The organism is Psychromonas sp. SP041 (assembly GCF_000470315.2).
Taxonomy (GTDB): domain Bacteria; phylum Pseudomonadota; class Gammaproteobacteria; order Enterobacterales; family Psychromonadaceae; genus Psychromonas.
The window spans coordinates 12,961-34,165 of sequence record NZ_CBRF02000023.1; the positions used below are offsets into that span (position 1 = coordinate 12,961).

The 21,205-nt window shown below is 36.4% G+C and carries 12 protein-coding genes and 2 tRNA genes; 11 read left to right on the forward strand and 3 right to left on the reverse strand.

Annotated features, from left to right (window positions below; translation table 11 throughout):
• Positions 1-43: 43 nt before the first annotated feature.
• Positions 44-2,290 (forward strand): aerobic respiration two-component sensor histidine kinase ArcB, encoded by a 2,247-nt coding sequence (arcB, locus tag SP041_RS13215; RefSeq protein ID WP_025565848.1) that lies wholly within the window; start codon positions 44-46, stop codon positions 2,288-2,290.
• Between the two features lie 391 nt (positions 2,291-2,681).
• On the opposite strand, the gene arcA is transcribed toward arcB, so the two are convergent.
• Positions 2,682-3,398 (reverse strand): two-component system response regulator ArcA, encoded by a 717-nt coding sequence (arcA, locus tag SP041_RS13220; protein WP_137297879.1) that lies wholly within the window; start codon positions 3,396-3,398, stop codon positions 2,682-2,684.
• A 539-nt stretch (positions 3,399-3,937) separates the two neighbouring features.
• Here arcA and thrA point away from each other — a divergent pair.
• The 4 genes from thrA to tesB all read left to right on the forward strand — a co-directional run bounded on the left by thrA (position 3,938) and on the right by tesB (position 9,610).
• Positions 3,938-6,400, forward strand: a complete 2,463-nt coding sequence (gene thrA / locus SP041_RS13225) for a bifunctional aspartate kinase/homoserine dehydrogenase I (protein ID WP_137297880.1) — start codon at positions 3,938-3,940, stop codon at positions 6,398-6,400.
• Between the two features lies 1 nt (position 6,401).
• Positions 6,402-7,358, forward strand: coding sequence for a homoserine kinase (thrB, locus tag SP041_RS13230; RefSeq protein WP_025564283.1), 957 nt, complete (start codon positions 6,402-6,404; stop codon positions 7,356-7,358).
• Positions 7,355-8,632: a threonine synthase gene (gene thrC / locus SP041_RS13235; RefSeq protein ID WP_025564281.1), complete on the forward strand. Its 1,278-nt coding sequence runs from the start codon at positions 7,355-7,357 to the stop codon at positions 8,630-8,632. Before thrB ends, thrC begins: the two co-directional genes overlap by 4 nt.
• A gap of 63 nt (positions 8,633-8,695) precedes the next feature.
• Positions 8,696-9,610, forward strand: coding sequence for an acyl-CoA thioesterase II (gene tesB / locus SP041_RS13240; protein WP_025564279.1), 915 nt, complete (start codon positions 8,696-8,698; stop codon positions 9,608-9,610).
• Positions 9,611-9,693: 83 nt separating this feature from the next.
• On the opposite strand, the gene SP041_RS13245 is transcribed toward tesB, so the two are convergent.
• Positions 9,694-9,769 (reverse strand) — tRNA-Ala (locus SP041_RS13245).
• Between the two features lie 241 nt (positions 9,770-10,010).
• Positions 10,011-11,792 carry a choice-of-anchor I family protein gene (locus tag SP041_RS13250; protein ID WP_025564277.1) on the reverse strand — a complete coding sequence of 594 codons (1,782 nt, stop codon included), beginning with the start codon at positions 11,790-11,792 and terminating at the stop codon, positions 10,011-10,013.
• Between the two features lie 369 nt (positions 11,793-12,161).
• Between SP041_RS13250 and SP041_RS13255 the strand changes: the two genes are divergently transcribed.
• The 6 genes from SP041_RS13255 to SP041_RS13280 all read left to right on the forward strand — a co-directional run bounded on the left by SP041_RS13255 (position 12,162) and on the right by SP041_RS13280 (position 21,022).
• Positions 12,162-12,247 (forward strand) — tRNA-Leu (locus tag SP041_RS13255).
• Positions 12,248-12,956: 709 nt separating this feature from the next.
• Positions 12,957-16,496, forward strand: coding sequence for an EAL domain-containing protein (locus SP041_RS13260; protein ID WP_025564275.1), 3,540 nt, complete (start codon positions 12,957-12,959; stop codon positions 16,494-16,496).
• Positions 16,497-16,863: 367 nt separating this feature from the next.
• Entirely contained in the window at positions 16,864-17,877 is a 1,014-nt protein-coding gene (gene rluF / locus SP041_RS13265; RefSeq protein ID WP_025564274.1) for a 23S rRNA pseudouridine(2604) synthase RluF, read from the forward strand.
• Entirely contained in the window at positions 17,874-18,920 is a 1,047-nt protein-coding gene (gene thiL / locus SP041_RS13270) for a thiamine-phosphate kinase (RefSeq protein ID WP_025564272.1), read from the forward strand. Before rluF ends, thiL begins: the two co-directional genes overlap by 4 nt.
• Positions 18,921-18,929: 9 nt before the next feature.
• Positions 18,930-19,448: a phosphatidylglycerophosphatase A gene (locus tag SP041_RS13275; RefSeq protein ID WP_025564271.1), complete on the forward strand. Its 519-nt coding sequence runs from the start codon at positions 18,930-18,932 to the stop codon at positions 19,446-19,448.
• Between the two features lie 2 nt (positions 19,449-19,450).
• Positions 19,451-21,022, forward strand: a complete 1,572-nt coding sequence (locus SP041_RS13280) for an ABC transporter substrate-binding protein (protein ID WP_025564269.1) — start codon at positions 19,451-19,453, stop codon at positions 21,020-21,022.
• Positions 21,023-21,205 lie beyond the last annotated feature (183 nt).

The following is a 21,205-nucleotide window of genomic DNA, read 5'->3' on the forward strand; positions in this document are numbered from 1 at the left end:
TAAGCAAAAATAGTAATTCAAACCATGATGATTGTGAGGATATGTGAATTTATTTAATCTGAAAACCTGGGTTCATTATTATGTTTCTTTATTGAAACGATTGGGACCCATCAAGTTTAGCTTATTATTAGCTTTCGCTATTATTTTTGCCGATGCTTGTTTACAAGTCATTATTGCGCAAGTCTTTTCTGAAACCTTAGACATGGCCGATATTTATCGTTCGGTTATTTTAGGGTTAATTATTACCCCTTGGGCCGTTTACTTTCTAAGTGTAGTGGTTGGCGATTTAGACAGTGCTAGACAGCGTCTTGCATTAACAGTTAAAAAATTAGAGAACATATTAAAAGACGATAAAGCAAAAACAAACCTCTTAGAAAAAGAAATTGTAGAACATCAAAAAACCCAATTGCGTCTACGTGAAGGTACTGGCTTATTAAGATCGTTTTTCGATACTTCCCCTGATTTAATCTTTCACCGCGATATAGACGAATGCTTTGTAAGTTGTAATAAAGCGATGGAAATATTATCAGGCAAAACAGAGAAAGAGCTGGTGGGCCTGAAGCCAAAAGACATTTACTCCTTAGAGTATTCTGCTGAAGTCTCGCTACGCCACCAAAAAGTAATCAAAACACATAATGAACAAATTCATGAAACGTGGTTATCTTATCCAAACGGTCGACTAGGTTATTTTGAAATCCGCGCGTTGCCTTTATTTAATAGTCAGAATGAATGCGTTGGTTTAATTGGTTTTGGGCGTGATATTACTGAACGTAAAAAACATCAAGAATTTTTAGAAAAAGCGAGTCGCGATAAAACTACTTTTATTTCAACAATTAGCCATGAGTTACGCACACCGCTTAACGGTATTGTTGGCTTAAGTCGTATGTTGTTAGATGAAAGCTTTAATGAAGATCAAATTAAATACCTTAAAACGATTCACATGAGTGCGATCACGTTAGGTAATATTTTTAATGATATTGTCGATTTAGATAAGTTGGATAGAAGACGTTTAAACTTAGTGAATGATTGTATTATTGTTGATGATTTTATGAATGATTTACAAAGCCTTGCTTATATTCAAACGGAGCAAAAAAAGCTTAAGTTGGTATTTGAGCAGAAAGGTATTTTGCCTAAATGCCTTTATTCAGATGGGACACGTCTGCGCCAAGTATTATGGAACTTAATCACTAATGCTGTGAAATTTACCGATCAAGGGCAAGTGAATATTCGTTGTAGCCATCGCAGTGAAGGTAATAAAAAATGGCTATGTTTTGAAGTTGAAGATACTGGCGTTGGTATTCCCGAAGACAAGTTAGATAAAATATTTGCGATGTATTATCAAGTGAAAGGTGAACGCCATGCCACAGGAACGGGGATTGGGTTATCTGTCTCTAGCCAAATAGTGAAGGCAATGAACGGCCGATTAACGGTAACGAGTCAATTAGGTAAAGGGAGCATCTTTACTTTAGATTTACCAAGCACTTGCTCGCCAGATAAAAAACATAAAACCGAGTTTACTGTCCCTCCTTTATCTATCTTGTTAGTGGAAGATATTGAGTTAAATATTCTTGTCGCACGTGCCTTACTAGAAAGGCAAGGGCATCAAATTGATGTTGCAATGAATGGTCAACAAGCGATTGATAAAGTAGCCGCGTCAGAATATCAATTAATATTAATGGATATTCAATTACCTGATATGGATGGTTTTGAAGTGACTCGTCGTTTACGTGAAGCACATCATAAACTGCCGCCGATTGTTGCGTTAACCGCGAACGTATTCTCTAATACCCAAGAGTTTGTTAATAAAGGGTTGGATGATGCAATTGGAAAACCGTTTAGCCTGTCGGTATTTAATACCATGGTCGAACGTCAATTTAGCGATCGTATTATGATCTCGACTATTGAAGAAGACGTACATGAAGTAGAGCCTATTGACGAAGAGTTGGTCTTGTTTAACGAACCGATGTTAAAAGAATTGATGGAGTTTTTACCGCTTTCTGTGATGTTAGATAATGTGTCGTTATTCGAACAATTAATGCCTGAATATTTGTCGGTATTGGATAGTCACATGGTCGCTAAAAACGAACTAGGGATTGTTGATAAATCACATAAAATAAAAGGGGCTGCAGCTTCAGTAGGGCTGTTACGCATTCAAAATTTAGCACAAAAAATGCAATCACCTGACTTACCTGCATGGTGGGATAATATTGATGATTGGCATGAGCTAATTAAGAATTTGTATGTAGAAGATGTTAAAGAATTGAAAAAATGGATTGTTGCTAATGCTTAAGTTATCGATGGATCACGTGAAGGCTATGATACCAAAAGAATTAATAAGGTGATCATTCTTGCTAGTTAAAATCCCCTCTAACTGCGTTGTGAGTTTTGAAGTGAGAACAACTATCTCCTACAACTCACGCCTTATTAGTGTTAATTTTTCCTGCGCAACCCCTGATCGCTTATTTAATTCCATTGGTATGAGTAAACTTTTATTAGTGAGCTTTCATTAGTGAACTTTCATTCTGAAGTAAAAAGTAAAGTGAGCATTGAAGTTAAAATTTAGGTGATAGCGTAAAACGAAAAAGCCTGCTAGTAATATAGCAGGCTTTTTTAACTAACATACTGTCAACCTATATTAGGGTGAGTCAGGTTATTATTTCAGCTTGTAATTTATAAACAGATTATTCTAATTCACCACAAAAACGGTAACCTTCACCGTGAATAGTTGAAATGATTTCAGCTGATTCTGGCACGGTTTCGAAGTGTTTACGGATACGACGAATCGTTACATCAACAGTACGGTCATGTGTTTTCAATTCGCGTCCGGTCATTTTCATTAATAAATCCGCGCGGGTTTGAATTTTCCCCGGGTTTTCAATGAAGTGTAAAATAGCACGGAACTCACTACGTGGTAATTTGAACACTTGGCCATTAGGACTAATTAATGAACGACTATCTATTTCTAACGTCCAGCCACTGAACTTATAATGCTCAACTTTTTGGCGTACTTCTTCAAAATACAAAGTATCTTGCATCGTACGTGTTAACAAGTTGCGTGCTCTAATCGTTAGCTCTCGTGGATTAAACGGTTTAGTGATGTAATCATCAGCACCGATCTCTAATCCTAAAATCTTATCAACTTCGTTATCGCGACCTGTTAAGAAAATCAACGCAATCTGCTTATGCTCACGAATTTCACGAGCTAATAAAAGACCATTTTTTCCAGGTAAGTTGATATCCATAATAATGAGATTGATGTCATTATTATTTAAAACTTGGTGCATTTCTGTGCCATCGTTCGCTTCAAAAACTTGGTAACCTTCGGCTTCGAAAACGCTTTTTAATGTGCTACGTGTAACTAACTCATCTTCTACAACTAAAATTTTAGCGCTAGACATGAATTGACTCCTATAAAATTAATAATTTTTTCTTAACTGACTTTAATATTAGTAGATCTAACATCAAATAAGTTAAGTGAAACTGTCATGCCGCACTTATGGTTGGCTGTTTTTTTAAACAAAATGTGCAAATGAAAGGAAATACGGTTTAAAAAATCTCAGTTTTCAGTAATCAAAGTGTAATTACTTAACATATAGATAACAACTTATTCTGTCACTAAACGATACTTTTACCTTATCTATTTGATATTTATCAATACATCTACGAGTATAGTTAACATTTTGTTATTTGTTATGCTAATTAATTGCAACCTAGTTCCGTTGTTTGTTCCAGTACGCAATAAGCTTTGATATAATCGAGCGATATAAATTTAACGAAATTATTAACACACATGGATTTTACTTTATTTTCTCAGTTCAAACAGAAAAGTGCTGCGCTTTGTTCGCAGTGCTTTTTGTTATTTGTAAAAGAGTAAGTTCAACATTCATAAAACCCGCTATTGATGGCGGGTTTTTTCGTATTAAAGCAGGGGGGTACGATGCGCGTACTTAAATTTGGCGGCACTTCATTAGCAAATGCTCAACGTTTCAATCAGGTTGCTGATATTGTTATTAACAATCATCAACAGTCTCAAATCGCTCTAGTATTATCGGCACCATCAGGTGTGACCAATAACTTAGTTGCGGTAGTAGAAAAAACCAGCCAAGGATTGTCTGCTGACGAACATTTAATTGCAATTCAAAAAATATTTTCTGAACTCATTCAAGGTTTAAAAGAAACCTACGTTGAATTAGCAGATCAATTATTACGTAATACCTTTGAAACTGAAATTGCTGAACTGACTAAATTGTTAGAAGGCGTGCGCTTATTAGGGCAATGTCCTCCTAGCATCGAAGCACGTATTTTAAGTAAAGGCGAAGTCTTAAGTGTTGCTTGTATGAAGCAACTACTTATTGCTAAAGGCCAAGATGTTGAGATGATCATTCCGCAGCAAAAATTAATCTCTTTCAAGGGGGGTTATTTAGAAGCGCAAATCGACATTAAAGCATCACGTGAGCTATTCGCTAAAGAAGCCATTGTTAGCAATGCTATTTACTTAATGCCTGGTTTTACTGCCGGTAATGAAGAAGGCGAAACATTAGTGTTAGGCCGTAATGGTTCTGATTACTCTGCTGCGGTATTAGCTGCTTGTTTAAAAGCTGAATGTTGTGAAATCTGGACAGACGTAGACGGTGTTTACAGTTGTGATCCTCGTCTAGTAAAAGATGCTAAATTATTAACATCATTGAGTTATGCTGAAGCGATGGAGCTGTCTTACTTTGGCGCAAAAGTCTTGCATCCAAAAACGATTGCACCGATTGCGCAGCACCATATTCCTTGTTTAATTAAAAATACACATAATCCCCAAGCGGAAGGTACGTTGATTAGTGCACAAAAAAGTGACCAAAAGTTACGCGTAAAAGGTATTTCAGACCTGAAAGGTTTGAGTATGCTAAGCATTTCAGGCCCTGGCATGAAAGGCATTGTGGGCATGGCTGGTCGTATCTTTACGACGATTTCGCGTGCTGGTGTTTCTATTATATTGATTACGCAGTCTTCATCAGAATACAGCTTAAGCTTTTGTATCTACTCAAACGATACACAAAAAGCCATTGATACGTTAAATGAAGAATTCAAATTAGAGTTCGAAAATAACTTATTAGAAGAGATTGATGTTATCGACAAACAGGCGATTATTTCACTGGTTGGCGATGGTATGAAAAAAGAAAAAGGCGTTGCAGCGCGTTTCTTAATGGCATTAACAGATGCGTCTATTAATGTAACGGCGATTGCGCAAGGTTCTTCTGAGCGTTCTATTTCAGCAGTTGTCTCTGAGAAAAAAGCCAATGAAGCGGTGACGGCTTGTCATCATAGCTTCTTCAGTAAAGCGCAGTTTATCGACCTATTTGTGATTGGTTGTGGTGGTGTTGGTGGCGCATTAGTTGACCAAATACATCGTCAACAAAGTTACTTAGCAGAGCGTAATATTGCTATCCGTGTTTGTGGCGTAGCCAATAGTCGTGCGATGATCTTAGATGTAGAAGGTGTCGATTTAAATAATTGGCGCGACCTATTAAAAGATGCAACAGATGAGTTGTCATTAGTGTCAATGAAATCTCTGGTAGATGGTTCTCATATTATTAACCCTGTGATTGTTGACTGTACGAGCAACGATGCAATTGCTGCTCGTTATGTTGACTTCTTAGGCGCTGGTTTCCATGTGGTTACTGCGAATAAGAAAGCCAATACAAGTAGCATGGATTACTACCATCAGTTACGTTTAACGGCATTAATGAAACGTCGTAAATTCTTATACGATACTAACGTAGGTGCTGGTTTACCGGTTATTGAAAACATGCAAAACCTGTTTAATGCAGGCGACCGTTTAGTTAAATTCAATGGTATTTTATCGGGTTCATTATCATTTATCTTTGGTAAGTTAGATGAAGGTAAATCATTCTCCGATGTGACTTCTGAAGCTCGTAACATTGGCTTTACAGAACCAGATCCTCGTGATGATTTAAGCGGGACAGATGTTGCACGTAAATTGCTTATTTTAGCGCGTGAAGCGGGTATGGAATTAAACCTAGACGATGTAGAAATCGAACAAGCATTACCACCAGGCTTTGATGATACAGGTACAACGGATGAGTTTATGGCTCGCTTACCTGAAGCGGATGCTTACTTCAAAGCATTACAAGATAAAGCCAATGAAGAAGGTAAAGTATTACGTTACATTGGTAGTATTGAAGACGGTAAGTGTAAATGTAGTATTATGGCGGTTGATGAGAATGATCCGTTAAATAAAGTAAAAGATGGTGAAAATGCATTAGCGTTTTATAGCCAATATTACCAACCAATCCCGTTAGTATTACGTGGATATGGTGCAGGTACTGAAGTAACCGCTGCAGGTGTGTTTGCTGATGTACTGCGTACGTTGAACTGGAAACAGGAGTTTTAAGATGTCTATTGTTGTTTATGCTCCAGCCTCAACAGCTAATGTGAGTGTAGGTTTTGATGTATTAGGTGGAGCACTTACGCCGATTGACGGTTCACCACTAGGTGACCGCGTTAAAATCACTAAAGGTGACTATGGGTTTTCGCTACAATGTGTTGGCCCATACTCACACAAATTGCCAGATGACTTTAAAAGCAATATCGTTTATGACTGTTATTTAGCTTATCAAGCAGCAATAGCAAAATTAAATAAAGAAGTCTTACCCGTGGCAATGACGCTAGAGAAAAACCTGCCGGTAGGCAGTGGGCTAGGCTCTAGTTCAAGTTCAATTGTTGCGGCATTAGAAGCCTTAAATGCATGGCATGATTATCTATTAGATGAGCATGCAATGTTAACGATTATGGGCGAAATGGAAGGCAAGATTAGTGGCAGTGTTCACTATGATAATGTCGCGCCATGTTACCTTGGCGGTATGCAGTTGATGATTAATGAAGGTGGCGAAATTAGCCAAACAATCCCTTCATTTAAAGAATGGTACTGGGTTGTTGCATATCCGGGCATTACTATTTCTACGGCTGCTGCTCGTGATATTTTACCATCGCAATATCGCTTATCGGACGCATTGACCTATGGTCGTCGTTTAGGTGCTTTTGTACATGCTTGTCATAGTAATCAGCCTGTTTTAGCGGCTTCTATGTTAAAAGATGTGATTGCAGAACCTTATCGTTCACAGCTAATCCCTGGTTTCGACCAAGCGCGTTTATTTGCACAACAAAGTGGTGCATTAGCAATGGGGATTTCTGGATCGGGCCCAACAGTCTTTGCAGTGATGACTGATTTACCGCAAGCTGAATTATTAAAAAATTGGTTAACAGAAAACTTCCTTCAAAATGAAGAAGGATTTTGTCATATTTGTCACCTTGATGAACAGGGTGCACGCGTGCTAGGAAAAGAACTATGAATTTATACAACATCACAGACAACAGCGAACAAGTAAACTTTCAACAAGCTGTTAAACAAGGACTAGGACGTGGCCAAGGCTTGTTTTTTCCTGAAACGATCAATCCACTAGATAATATTGATGCATTACTTAAAATGAATTTAGTTGATCGTTCAACTGAAATCTTATCGCACTTAATTGGTGACGAGCTAAGTAAAGAAGCTATATTCGATATCGTTTCTAAAGCTTTTACTTTCCCTGCTCCTGTGAAAAAAGTAACTGAAGATATCAATGCATTAGAATTATTCCACGGTCCAACATTAGCGTTTAAAGACTTTGGTGGCCGTTTTATGGCGCAATGTTTAGCGCAATTTAAAGATGATGGGAAAATAACAATTCTTACTGCAACGTCTGGTGATACAGGTGCTGCGGTAGCACATGCCTTCTTTGGCATGGAGAATATCAACGTTGTTATTCTTTATCCAAAAGGTAAAATTAGCCCGTTACAAGAAAAACTGTTTTGTACACTCGGTGGTAACATCACAACAGTGGCAATTGAAGGCGATTTTGATGATTGTCAGGCAATGGTTAAACATGCGTTTGATGATCAAGATTTAAAACAAGCGATTGGTTTAAACTCTGCTAACTCAATTAACATTAGTCGTTTAGTGGCTCAAATTTGTTATTACTTTGAAGCGTTTGCTCAGTTAGATGCAAAGCAACGTGAAAACTTAGTGGTATCAGTGCCAAGCGGTAACTTTGGTGATTTAACGGCAGGTTTATTAGCGAAAGCACTAGGCTTACCAATTAAGCGCTTTATTGCTGCAACGAATGAAAATGACACGGTACCGCGTTATTTACAAGAAGGTACTTGGGCACCTAAAAAGACGGTTGCAACATTATCAAATGCAATGGATGTAAGTGCACCAAATAACTGGCCTCGTATTGAAGAGTTATTCAAAGTGAAAGGTTGGTCTTTAGCTGAGTTAGGTTACGGTAAGTTATCTGATGAAGAGACTAAAAAGACACTAGTCGACATGGATAAATTAGGTTATTTATGTGAACCTCATGGTGCTATTGCTTACCACGAGTTGACTAAACAACTAAAAGAAAATGAAACTGGCCTATTCTTATGTACAGCGCATCCTGCTAAATTTAGAGAAAGCGTTGAAGATATTTTAGGACGTGAAATTTTCATTCCTGAAGAGCTAGCATCACGTGCAGATTTGCCTTTATTATCAAAAGAGTTCCCGGTTGATTTTGCAAAAGTACGTGAACTATTAATGTCTTTATAAGCCATTTATTAAGTTTTAGTATTAGATAAGGGCGTATTACACGCCCTTTTTTGGGAGTAAAATATGGGCAAAGTATTAAACGATCTTTTAAAACAGTTAAGTTTAGAGAAGTTAGAAGAGAATTTATTTCGCGGTCAGAGCCAAGATCTAGGTTATGGTGCTGTTTTTGGTGGGCAAGTAATGGGGCAAGCCATTTCTGCAGCAAAAGAAACGGTTAAATCTCAGCAACAAGTGCATTCCTTCCATTCTTATTTCTTACGTCCTGGTAAAACAGACCAACCCATTGTTTATGATGTTGAGCGAATAAGAGACGGTAAATCACTGTCAGCAAGACGGATTAAAGCAATACAAAACGGTAAGCCAATATTTTATATGACAGCTTCGTTTAAAGCCCCAGAAAAAGGTTTTGAACACCAAGATGTTATGCCTGAAGCACCTGCTCCAGAAGACCTTATTTCAGAGCAAGAAATGGCATTGTTACACTCTGATTTATTACCTGCGTTTATTCGTGACAAATTAGTTGCTGAAAAACCTATTGAAATGAGACCAGTATCTTTAGTTAACCCTGTTGAACCGGAAGTTGAGCCTGCTAAACGTTTAGTGTGGTTTAAGGCCGATGGGCATATGCCTGATGATTTACGTGTTCATCGTTATTTATTGGCTTACGCTTCAGATTTCAACTTCTTACCGACGGCATTACAACCACATGGTGTTTCTTTTTTAAGTGAAGGGATGCAAGTGGTGACGATTGATCATTCTATGTGGTTCCATCATGACTTCCGCTTAGATGATTGGTTATTGTATTCAGTGGAAAGTTCGGTTGCCTCTGATGGCCGTGGTTTAGTTTCAGGTAAGTTCTTTACGAGAGAAGGTAAGTTAGTGGCTTCAAGTGTTCAAGAAGGGTTGATTCGACAACGTCGTAAATTGAAAACCGCGCCACAAACAGATGCACTGCAAGAGAATACTGAGAGTAAGTAAAACGTAAACCATTTTTGGCGTGTTAAAAATAAGACTGTAAAGATAAGTGTTTAAACACGAAGAAATTTAAATGAACAATATAGTGGTGGAGCTATGCGGGATCGAACCGCAGACCTCAACGCTGCCAGCGTCGCGCTCTCCCAGCTGAGCTATAGCCCCACTATATTGTTTATACTACTGTTTATCATTTTTTAATATTGCTAACTCGTTTAATAAGTTAATTAACGCTTTGCTAACCAACTGCTCATTAACCAACTGCTAATTAAACAACTAAAAACAGAACGGATTGTATTCGCACTATTTTTAGTTGTCAATTTCAAATAATCAAAACACCTTAACGTGTAGATCAGGACGTGTAGAGCAAGTTGCACATTAGCTCAGTTAATTATCATTAGCAGGGCTATTTTACCTGTGTATTAATTCGATAAAAGCGAGTCGTCCCGCTAACTTCATTTCCTACGATTAAAATAGGTGTGCCAGAAGGGCTGTCTTTTGCACTGACAAATTTAAAGCCTTCAGGTCCTAAATCTCCCGCATCGACTTGATAAGTTTTAACGCCATCTGCATTTTTTTGTTTATTATCTTTTGGATTAACAGACATGTCGCGACTATTTAAATATTGTACAAACTGTGCATCACTAGGTTCGCTGATATCATAAACCATGATCCCACCCATTCGTTCTAAGCCGATAAAGGCATAGGTCCTTCCGTCAATCACACCCGTAGTGAGTGCTTCTGGTTCAGGGCCTTTTTTAGCACTACGATCCTCTGCTTTTAATTTGTTATGTGTTTGGTTGAAATCTTTGCCGTATTTTTTAGCCGTGATTCGTTCAAAATCACTGCCGGAATCAAAGATCATTGTTGAACTGCTCATATCCCAAATAGAGAAAGATCGGCCGCCAAAGGTTAATAAACGGTCAATTTTACCGTCACCATCTAAATCACCGTGTTTTGCTGTTAAAGAATGAGAAAACTTGATTGTTTTGACAGTTGATTGTTGTGAGCCACCTTGTTTAAAGTTTGATAAGTCCAATGTTGCAGATATTGATTTAGGAGAATAAATATCACTAGAAAAAGCATTTTTTAACTTAAGATCATCTGCACAGTTCTTATCTTCTAAGTGATAATAAAAATGGCCTTGTTCACATTCATTTTGAGATAACTCAGTGACCCAATCACTTCTATCATCACCTTCATTTGCTGTCAGTAAATAATCAATGTGATTAATTTGTACTGTCGCAATCGTATCTGGTTGATACATGCCTAATAATGCTTCGTTTTTTAACCGTGCTTGCTTGTCTTTATCGTTACCATCAATTTCATTGCCTTTAATGAGATGGTCTTTAAAACCAAGCGACATAATACGTTCTATTTTTTTAGTCACTAAATCGACAACTGCAATGGCATTATTTTCTTGTAAAGCAACGTAAGCTTTACTACTGTCTTGGTTAATCGCGATATATTCTGGTTCTACATCTTCAGCAATACTCGCTTGATAACCATTTAACAGGATATTTTTAGGCAGTTCGTTATGTCGGGAACCACCTTCATTAAAATCAGTGAAGTTTAAATGAGTCACCTTGGTAGAGAGTTGTTTATTTTGCCAATGGACATCTAAGATTGCTATTTCACCTTCAGGATCGACAGCGTAATTTCCAACACTCGGCTCACCCTCAAGTGCAACAACAAGCTGCTTCCCATTAGGTGTAAAAGTTAGCATATCTGGTAAGGCGCCAACATAATGTGCAGATACAAAACGTAAGTCTGAAGTATCATAGAAGGTAACCCAGCCTTTACCTGTTTTGTTTTTTGCTTCAATGGCAACGGCTAATAATCCATTATAAACATCTACACTATTCGCCGCGCCAGCTTCTTCATTTAAGTATTGTTTGATATCGGCTTTAAGATCTAGGCTATTCGCTAAAGTCGGGGCGTCTATATTGCTGCTATTAAGTACATCTATTTTCCCTGACTGTGCATTCACTACGAAGGTTTGTTGAGTTAATTTATCGAAGGCGACAATTTCAGCTGCGCTTTGGTCAAAAATATTAGCGTGGTATCGGCCCGCTTCAATCAGTTTAATACTGGATAGTTGAACTTGTTTTGTTGTTTGAGCTGAGATAGTTGAACAACTGAAGATAGTTGAAGAAAGAATAATACTGGTGATTAAATTACGTTTCATCGTAAGGCTTCCATGTCATATTGGATAAAGTAGACATATTTGTATCTTATTATTGTGACTATTTTATTAAATCGCTGCTTTAAAATGATTTATTCAATAGTAAACATAAAACGGAAAGCTTGTTAAAGAGGGAATAAAGGTCATTTAATGTGGCGATACTTCATGAAAATCATATTACGAACATTATATTTGAGTTTATCATTCAAGCTTGGGTATGAATCTTAAACAATAATTGCTTGTTAAATATCAAAGTGTTGAAATTATCGGCAGTCAGTTCATATTTTTGATTTTATTACTGTTTAGGGGTTGTGGTTAAAATTAACTTCTCTATAATACGCCTCACTTGCTTGAGAACGCTTTAAAGCAATCGCCCGGGTGGTGAAATCGGTAGACACAAGGGATTTAAAATCCCTCGACTTATGGTCGTGACGGTTCAAGTCCGTCTCCGGGCACCAATTTTAAGAAAAAAGCTTCGCATTTGCGAAGCTTTTTTTTTGCTTAAAATTTTTAATAACTTAAACAACTTTGCTCTCATCGATTGGGTTTTAGCAGAAAGCAAAAATACAAAGACTTATTTTTACTGCTTAGTCATTATTCTATTCATACCAGCCTAACTTATAATGATTTCTCTTTCATCATTAGTTTCTAACCGTTACTTTCTAATCGTTACTTTCTAATCGCTACCTTCTAATAATGACTCTTAAATGATGGCTCTCTAGTCACTATTTTTTAATCGTTATTATTTAAAAATTATCTCTATATCATTTTCCTTTAATACTTTACTTAACCTCATGTTTTTTATTTTTGGATAATGGTGAGTTTTATTGTGTTTAGTTTGATGAATTTAAGTAGATGTTAATGTAGAAAAATAAAATGATAAGACTAAAATTCAATTAATTTTACCAACCTATTAATAGGTAGAAAAATTAGTTTTATAATAACAATCACTTTAGGCCTTGTTAGCATGGAAGTGTGAGAATAGTTGCCAATATAGTCTATTGTTTTATAGACCTTTTGCCATAACTCAGTTAAATTTGATGTAATAATTATTAGTATTACAAATCATCAAATCATTTTTTGAGTACCACAGACAATAAAACTCAAATACTAAATGTTACATGCTTGGTATGAAGTCATCAGACTTAAAGAAGGTATAGATAAAAAATGGACTTTTTCCATACGTTAAAATCTCGCTTATTATTTTTGATCTTTATTGTTGCGTTACCTGGGTTAGTTGCCATTTTATTTCAAGCAACTTCTGAGCGTAATAATGCAATAGAAAACGCGCGTCAACTTGCTGTGGTGATTGTCGATAACATCAGTGCAGAACAAACAAAGATCATAGAAAATACAAAATTATTTTTACAGCGTTTATCGCAATCTCCTATTTTATTAAATCCTGCCTCTGTTGAATGTAGTCAATTTTTAGCGAATATTCATCATCTAACAGATAATTACGTCAACTTAGGTGCACCTAGCGTTGATGGTCAATTATTGTGTAATGCAACACCATTAAGTGAAACGATTAATGTTTCTGACCGAGCTTATATACAACAAGCCATCACCCAAAGAAAATTTACTATTGGTCAATTTCAATTTGATCGGGCGACCGAGAAAACCAGTATTAATTTTGCTTATCCAATTATCAATGCTGTAAATGATGTTGTTGGTGCCACTGTTGCGGCTGTTTCACTTGACTGGTGGAGTAAGCAACTTGAACTTGCTAATTTACCTGAAAAATCTGTAGCCTATATTATTGACTCCAATCATAAAATCATTGCGCTTTATCCTGAAAATAAAGCACTACTCGGCCTTTCCTTAGGCAGTGTTCAATATTCAATTAAATTAATGCCAGATAAAAAAGTAAAGTTAGTTAAAGATTCAAACGATTACTTGCGCATATTTGTTAGTAGAGCATTAATAAATATGGATGATCAAGAGGGCACTGATGGCACTGTTAATATTATTGTGGGTATACCTTTTGAAAATGAATTAAATATTATTGACTCAAGGTTATTGAAAATTATTTCAATATTATTATTTTTTGTTTTAATCATTGTTCTATTTGCTATTTTTACCATCAATAAGAGCGTCTTAAAACCACTTCAAACACTTAAAAACTCTACTAAGCAATTTGCGCTGGGAGTGGATGAAAGTGTTCATTCTCTAGAGGGGACGAAAGAGTTTGTTGATCTACAAGAGCATTTTTATTTAATGGCAAAAACAAGGTTATATGCAGAAGAACAACTTAAGTTTAGCCAAGCATTTTTGCAAGAAAGTGAAATGAGACTGTCGAGACATTTACAAAATACACCGCTTGGTTCAATTAGTTGGGATAAAAACTTTATTTGTACAGAATGGAATCGTGCCGCTGAACATATCTTTGGATACTCATCAGGCGAGGCTATCGGTGCCGTAGTGAGTGATTTAATTGTTTCTGCTGATTTAAAAGAAGCGTTTGTTCGACACTATGAATTATTATTGAAACAGGAAGGTGGGACCTATTTTAAAGGAAGTCATCTTACTAAAAGTGGCGGCAACCTTAATTGCAGTTGGCATAATACTTTAATTCTCGATAAAGAAGGAAATGCTAATGGATTTGCGACGTTAGTTAAAGATATAACTGAAGAGAAACGTAATCAGGATACGTTAGATAATTTCTTTAAGTTACCAATGAACCTTCATGCCATCGTTAATTTTGATAAATCTATTATTAAAGTGAATAAAGGTTGGGAGACTATTCTTGGTCACACATCAAAAGCGCTGTTAGGCACTAATATATTAACGTTAATGCACCCTGATGATATTCAAAAGTCTAAAATTGTCAGGACTACATTACAAACCGATCATGACCTTCTTTCTTTTGAAACACGATGTAAAACGAAAGATGGAAAGTATCGTTTAATTGCTTGGTCTTGCACCGTTTCTAGTGAAGATAGGACTTATTATGCGATTGGCGTTGATATTACAGACAGACGATTAATTGAAGATAAATTAAAGCTCGCGGCAGGTGTTTTTACACATGCCAAAGAAGCGGTCATTATTGCTGACGAAAGCCATCATATTATCGATGTTAATGATGCATTTACAAAAATAAGCGGTTATTCAAAAGAAGAGTCTATAGGCCAGACAACCAGTATGTTTAGCTCTGGCTTAGAGACGACTGAATTTTATAATGAGATATACAAGATTATTGCTGAAAAAGGGCATTGGACGGGAGAAATTAGTAATAAATGTAAAAATGGAACGATTATTTCTCAATTATTGACGGTCAGCACGATCAATGACACTCTCGGAAAAATCTCCAATTATATTGCTTTATACACTGATATTAGTGCGATAAAAGAACAGCAATGGCAATTAGAACGCATTACTCATTATGATGTGTTAACTGGCTTACCTAACAGAAGCTTGCTCGCGGATCGTTTAAAACAAGCAATGCTATTTTGTGAACGTAAGAAACAATCCTTGGCGGTTATTTTCCTTGATTTAGATGGTTTCAAAGAAATCAATGATGCTCATGGCCACAAAACGGGGGATAAATTATTAGTCGAAATGGCCTCACGTATTCAAGCTTGTTTAGGAGAAGGCGATACACTTGCTCGTTTCGGTGGAGATGAGTTTGTAGCCGTATTAGGGAATCTTGATAATGCGCATGATTGTGAGCCTATATTAGAGGAATTACTTTCAGCGGTACAAATTCCGCTTATGATAGGGCATGCCGCTATTAATATTTCTGCAAGCATTGGTGTGACGATTTATCCTCATGATGATGTTGATGCAGAACAACTATTGCGACATGCCGATCAGGCGATGTATACCGCGAAGCAAGAAGGCAAGAATCGTTATTATCTATTTGATATGGTCCAAGATATCGCCTTAAAAACGCAGCATGAAAAATTAATTAGAATTGAAACCGCCTTACAAGAAAACGAGTTTGTTCTTTATTACCAACCTAAAGTAAATATGATCACTGGTGAATTGATAGGTGTGGAAGCATTGATTCGTTGGCAGCATCCTGAACTAGGTTTATTACCGCCGATTGAATTTTTACCGATTATTGAGCGCCATGAACTCACAATAAAAGTAGGTGAGTGGGTTATTGATACGGCACTTGCTCAAATTACACTTTGGCAAAAGTTTGGTTTAAATATTGTTGTTAGTGTCAATATTGATGCATTACAACTACAACAAGTTTCTTTTGTAGAACGACTTTCTTCGTTATTAGCCGCTCATCCCAATGTTCCTAAAGGGTCTCTTCAATTAGAAGTATTAGAAACAAGCGAATTAGCTGATGTAAAAGACGTCGCAAGAATAATGCATGCTTGTATTGAGCTAGGTGTTGGGTTTGCGTTGGATGATTTTGGAACGGGTTATTGTTCGTTAACGTATTTAAAACGTTTACCCGTTAACTTGATAAAAATAGATCAAAGCTTTATTTTTGGTATGTTAGACGACTCTGAAGATTTGTCGATTGTTGAGGGCGTGATGGGGCTCTCTAAGGCTTTCGAGCTCGATATTATTGCTGAAGGTGTTGAAACACTTGAGCACGGAACCGCATTATTAGGGTTAGGTTGTTATTTAGCACAAGGATACGGTATCGCAAGACCTATGCCTGCTGCAGATATGCTAACCTGGTCAGAAAATTGGACACCTGATAAAGCTTGGTCGACGTTTAATTTAAGTGGAAACCTTAAAGATTAAACTTCAAACCTTAAATTTTTAACAAAACAGTAAAGTATGAAACCTCACATGATTGGGGCTTATTTTTATTGAGTTTTAAACCATTATTTTTAATTCTGTAAAAGTAATCTAAGACTGGTTTATATTTAAAGAATGCTATAAAACTGCACAGAATTGAATATTTGTTTTTCTATCATGTTCGCTAAGTATTTATAATCTTTGTAAATAGATCACCGCTAATATTAAAACGGTCAAACAATAAAAGAAAATACTCCGCCAATAACGCTTCGAATCATTGATATCACTTCATTTTATTTCCGTTAACACCCTGATTATGCTTTAATACGGCGCTTAGATAGTCGTTAAATAAATAGCATTGGGGTTTACTGTGAGTCAAGATATCGAGAAACGTCTTAATAAATTTATCAGTGATTCGGGACATTGTTCTCGACGTGAAGCAGATAAGTTAATTGAACAAAATCGCGTTAAAATTAATGGGCAAGTTCCTGAATTAGGCACTAAAGTTCAGCCAGGCGATGAAGTGTTTGTTGACGGTAAACGTATCAATAAAATAGCAGAGAATAAATCTGACCGTATTTATATTGCTTATAACAAACCAACAGGTATTACATGCACCACTGAACGTGATGTTTACGGTAATATTATCGATGCTATTAGACATAAAGAACGTATTTTTCCCATCGGCCGTTTAGATAAACCTTCAGAAGGTTTAATCTTTCTTACTAGTGATGGTGACATCGTTAATAAAATTTTACGCGCTGAAAATGCACATGATAAAGAATATCGTGTCACAGTCGACCAACCACTAAGTGAACGTTTTGTTGACCGTATGCAACGTGGTGTTCCTATTTTAGATACAATTACTAAACCTTGTATTGTTAAAGTTGAAAGTCGTTTTGTATTTACCATTATTTTAACGCAAGGCTTAAATCGTCAGATTCGCCGTATGTGTGAATATTTAGGTTATGAGGTTACGCGTCTACAACGTACACGTATCATGAATGTGACGTTGAATAACTTGAAAGCAGGGCAATGGCGAAATCTTTCTGAAAAAGAGATGGCTGAAATTAATACTGCAGTTGAAGGCTCTTCAAAAACAGCCGTTAATACTACCTTGCCTAAAGAACAGCAATCTACTGATCAAACGAATAGTGATAAACTATCTCGTCAAAGAAAAGCTTCTGAGCCTACTGCTTCTGGTGCTTACTACGGTAAAGTTGAAAGAAGTGGCAACGCAGAAAGAAATAATAGAAATGACAAGTATGGTTCGAATGATAGAACAGCCCCTAAAGCGAAGAAAGTATTTGTTAATAAAAATGCAAAACCAAGTACATCAAGTGCAACAATCAACAAACCAAAGTTGTCATTAAAAAGAAAATGAGCCAAGGTGAATTCGATATAATTAAACGTTATTTTCAACGCCCAACAAATAAAGTTGATGGTGTTGAAATTGGCATCGGTGATGATTGTGCAATATTGAATGTTCCTGAAAGGCATCAATTAGCCGTCACTACTGACAGCTTAGTCAGTGGAGTACATTTTTTTCATGATGTTGATGCTTACCGTTTAGGTTATAAATCTTTGGCTGTTAACTTAAGCGATTTAGCAGCCATGGGCGCAACAGCAAAATGGGTTTCTTTGGCCATTACGTTACCAACAATCGATGAAACTTGGTTAGCTGATTTTTGCAGAGGTTTTTTTGCGTTAGCCGATAAATATAATGTGCAATTAATTGGTGGAGATACCACAAAAGGTCCGCTATCAATTACCATTTCAGCTAAAGGTATCGTTAAAACAGGTCAAGCTTTAACACGTAGCGGTGCTCAAGTTGGCGATGTAATTTGTGTGAGTGGTTGTTTAGGTGATGGCGCTTTAGGGCTCGCTGTTAAGCTGTTATCGACTGAAGCACAACAACTTACCCCAGAAAACCAACAAGTATTTATCAATGCGTTAGAGCTTACTGAACCTCGTTTAGAACTGGCTAAACTGCTCGTTGGCTATGCGTCCAGTTGTATTGATATCTCTGATGGTTTGAGTCAAGATCTCTCGCATATCCTTAAAAAATCACAGTGTAACGCTGAGATTACATTAGATAAATTACCTTTTTCCGATGCAGTGTTAAATGAAATTAAATTAGGTCATCTTCCGTTATCACAGGTGTGGCAATATGCGGTGAATGGCGGAGATGATTATGAATTATTATTTACCATTCCTGCAGATAAAATGAGTGCATTTCACGCCTTATTAAAAACACAGTCAACGTTAGACGATGTGGCTTGTTATGAAATTGGTAAAATAACAGAGTCTACGCTTATTGATAGCAATAAATCGACCAGCATATCGTCAACAACACCTTCTATATTATTCACTCATCTACAACAGTCTGTTGATTTAAATAGCAGCGGCTGGGATCATTTCAAATAAGGTAATAACATGTTAAATCGTGATGATTTAAAAGGCTTAAAGCTGTCGAATCCAATACATTTAGCCGCTGTCGGTTTTGGTAGTGGTTTAGCACCTAAAGCACCAGGAACATTCGGTACATTAGCGGCAGTGCCACTTTTTTATCTTTTAGCAATGCTTAGCATCGAATCTTATATTGCTGTCTTGGTCATCACTAGCTTTGCTGGATTTTGGTTTTGCCATGTGACGAGTGATGCAATGGGCGTACATGATCATAAAGCGATTGTATGGGATGAGTTTGTAGGTTATTGGATTACTATGTTACCTGTTTTATTCTTTTATCCAGACCTCAACAATACAATGGATATACCTTTTATTTGGATTGCTGTTGGTTTTGCTTTATTTCGTTTTTTTGATGTACTAAAACCTTTCCCTATTAGCTGGTTAGATAAAAAAGTACATGGTGGTTTTGGGATCATGATTGACGATATCGTCGCTGGAGTGTTTGCTGCAATTGGATTGCTTTTGATAATTCAATATTGGGGGTAAATATGTTACTACGTTGGCTTATTCTTTCTGTCACCTTTTATGCAGCTAGTAGTGTTGCACAAAGTCAGAATATATTTAATCCGCAGGCGATTACGGTCGCTATTGATAAAACACCTGTTTCATTTAATCCTTATTCTGATCAAGCATTAATGAGCCAGCAATTTAAGCACCTGTTATTTGATCCGTTATTCCGTTGGGATAAAAATCAAAAAATAGAAGCTCGCTTAGTCAAAAGTTGGAAGCGTATCGATAAGAAAACTGTGCGTTTTTCACTACGAGAAAATATACACTTCCATACCGGCAATATACTCACAGCAAATGACGTACTTTGGTCTTTTGAACAAGCAAAGAAACAAATCAATAGTAACTTTCTTAGTAAGCTGGATTGGGTCAAAGCGAATAACCAAAATAGTTTTGATATTAGAACAAGTCTCAGTGATATTCAGTTGCTAGATTACCTCACTAATGTGTTTATATTAGATTCAAGATTCTATGAAAAGAATGCCAATGTCTTAGATACATCGCCTTCTATTATATTACCACCAGTCAGAAATTTACCTATGTCCGGTACGGGTCCTTATTTAATTCAACAATATAACCCTGTATTAGGAATGGTTGTTGTGGCGAATCCAAACTATTGGGACGGTTTCCCTAAGGTTCAATTCTTTCGATTCATGCGTATTAATAAGCCCCAATCTCGCTTATTCGCTTTATTAGCTGATGATGTACAAGTGAGTTATGCCATCCCTAATAAAAGCACTGAAGACCTTGAAAGTAATACCACCAAAAACTTAGTTAAAGTTCCTTCTTCAAATGTTGTTTTTTTAACAATTAACGATAAATTATCACCAGTACTAAAAAATAAAGAAGCGCGAGATGCTATTCATTTAGCTATTAATCAAGCGGGTATGCTGAAATATATTTTAAAAGATAACGGTCAACTTCATCCTTCTGTGATGGCGCTAGCCGACAATACATTTTCAGATAAACCCAATAAAACCAATGAAGAAATGCCTGAGTATAATTTAGATAAATCTAAAGCCTTAGTGAAGGCAATGAAATTACCGAAACAGATGTCGTTGTTGGTGATGTTAGATGATGTTGGGAATACAAAGAAAGTCGCTGAAGCATTAAGTAAAATGTTAAAGAGGGCGGGTATTGTCGTTGCGACACAAGAAATTAGTTCTGAAGAAATATGGAAAAATACTAATCTGTATTATGACCTAACCATTTCTACTTGGCAGACTCAATTAATGAGCCAAGATAATATGTATGAAAATTTATTCTTACAAAGTTATTTAACAGGGTATCTTCAGGATAAGTTTAAAGAGCGAGGGTTAAAGCATAACTTTAAACAAGAATCTAATTATTTTAAAACCTTACAGCAGGATAATTGGGTTATCCCATTGTTTTATCAAGATAAAATTTGGGCTCAAAATAATAAGTTTAATCTAGATGAGATATTCTCAAGCAATGGCATCCCTTATTGGTCATTATTAAAGTTAAAGAAGACTGAAGATAAGCCAAATAATGAAGATGTGCTGTTAAAGCTTAAAGATAAAAAGGAAAGATAGAAAAGAACCAACATCATGAAGTAACATTACTCGTTGCATGATGTTGGTTTTTGATTAAGCACTCTTATTTAAGGAGTGCTTAAAGATTTTAATTAACTGCCTTGTGAGTTACTGAAATTTAATGATATAAATTAATTGACTCACTTAATGACAGTTAGCTTAAATGGTTTAAAGTCTAAATGT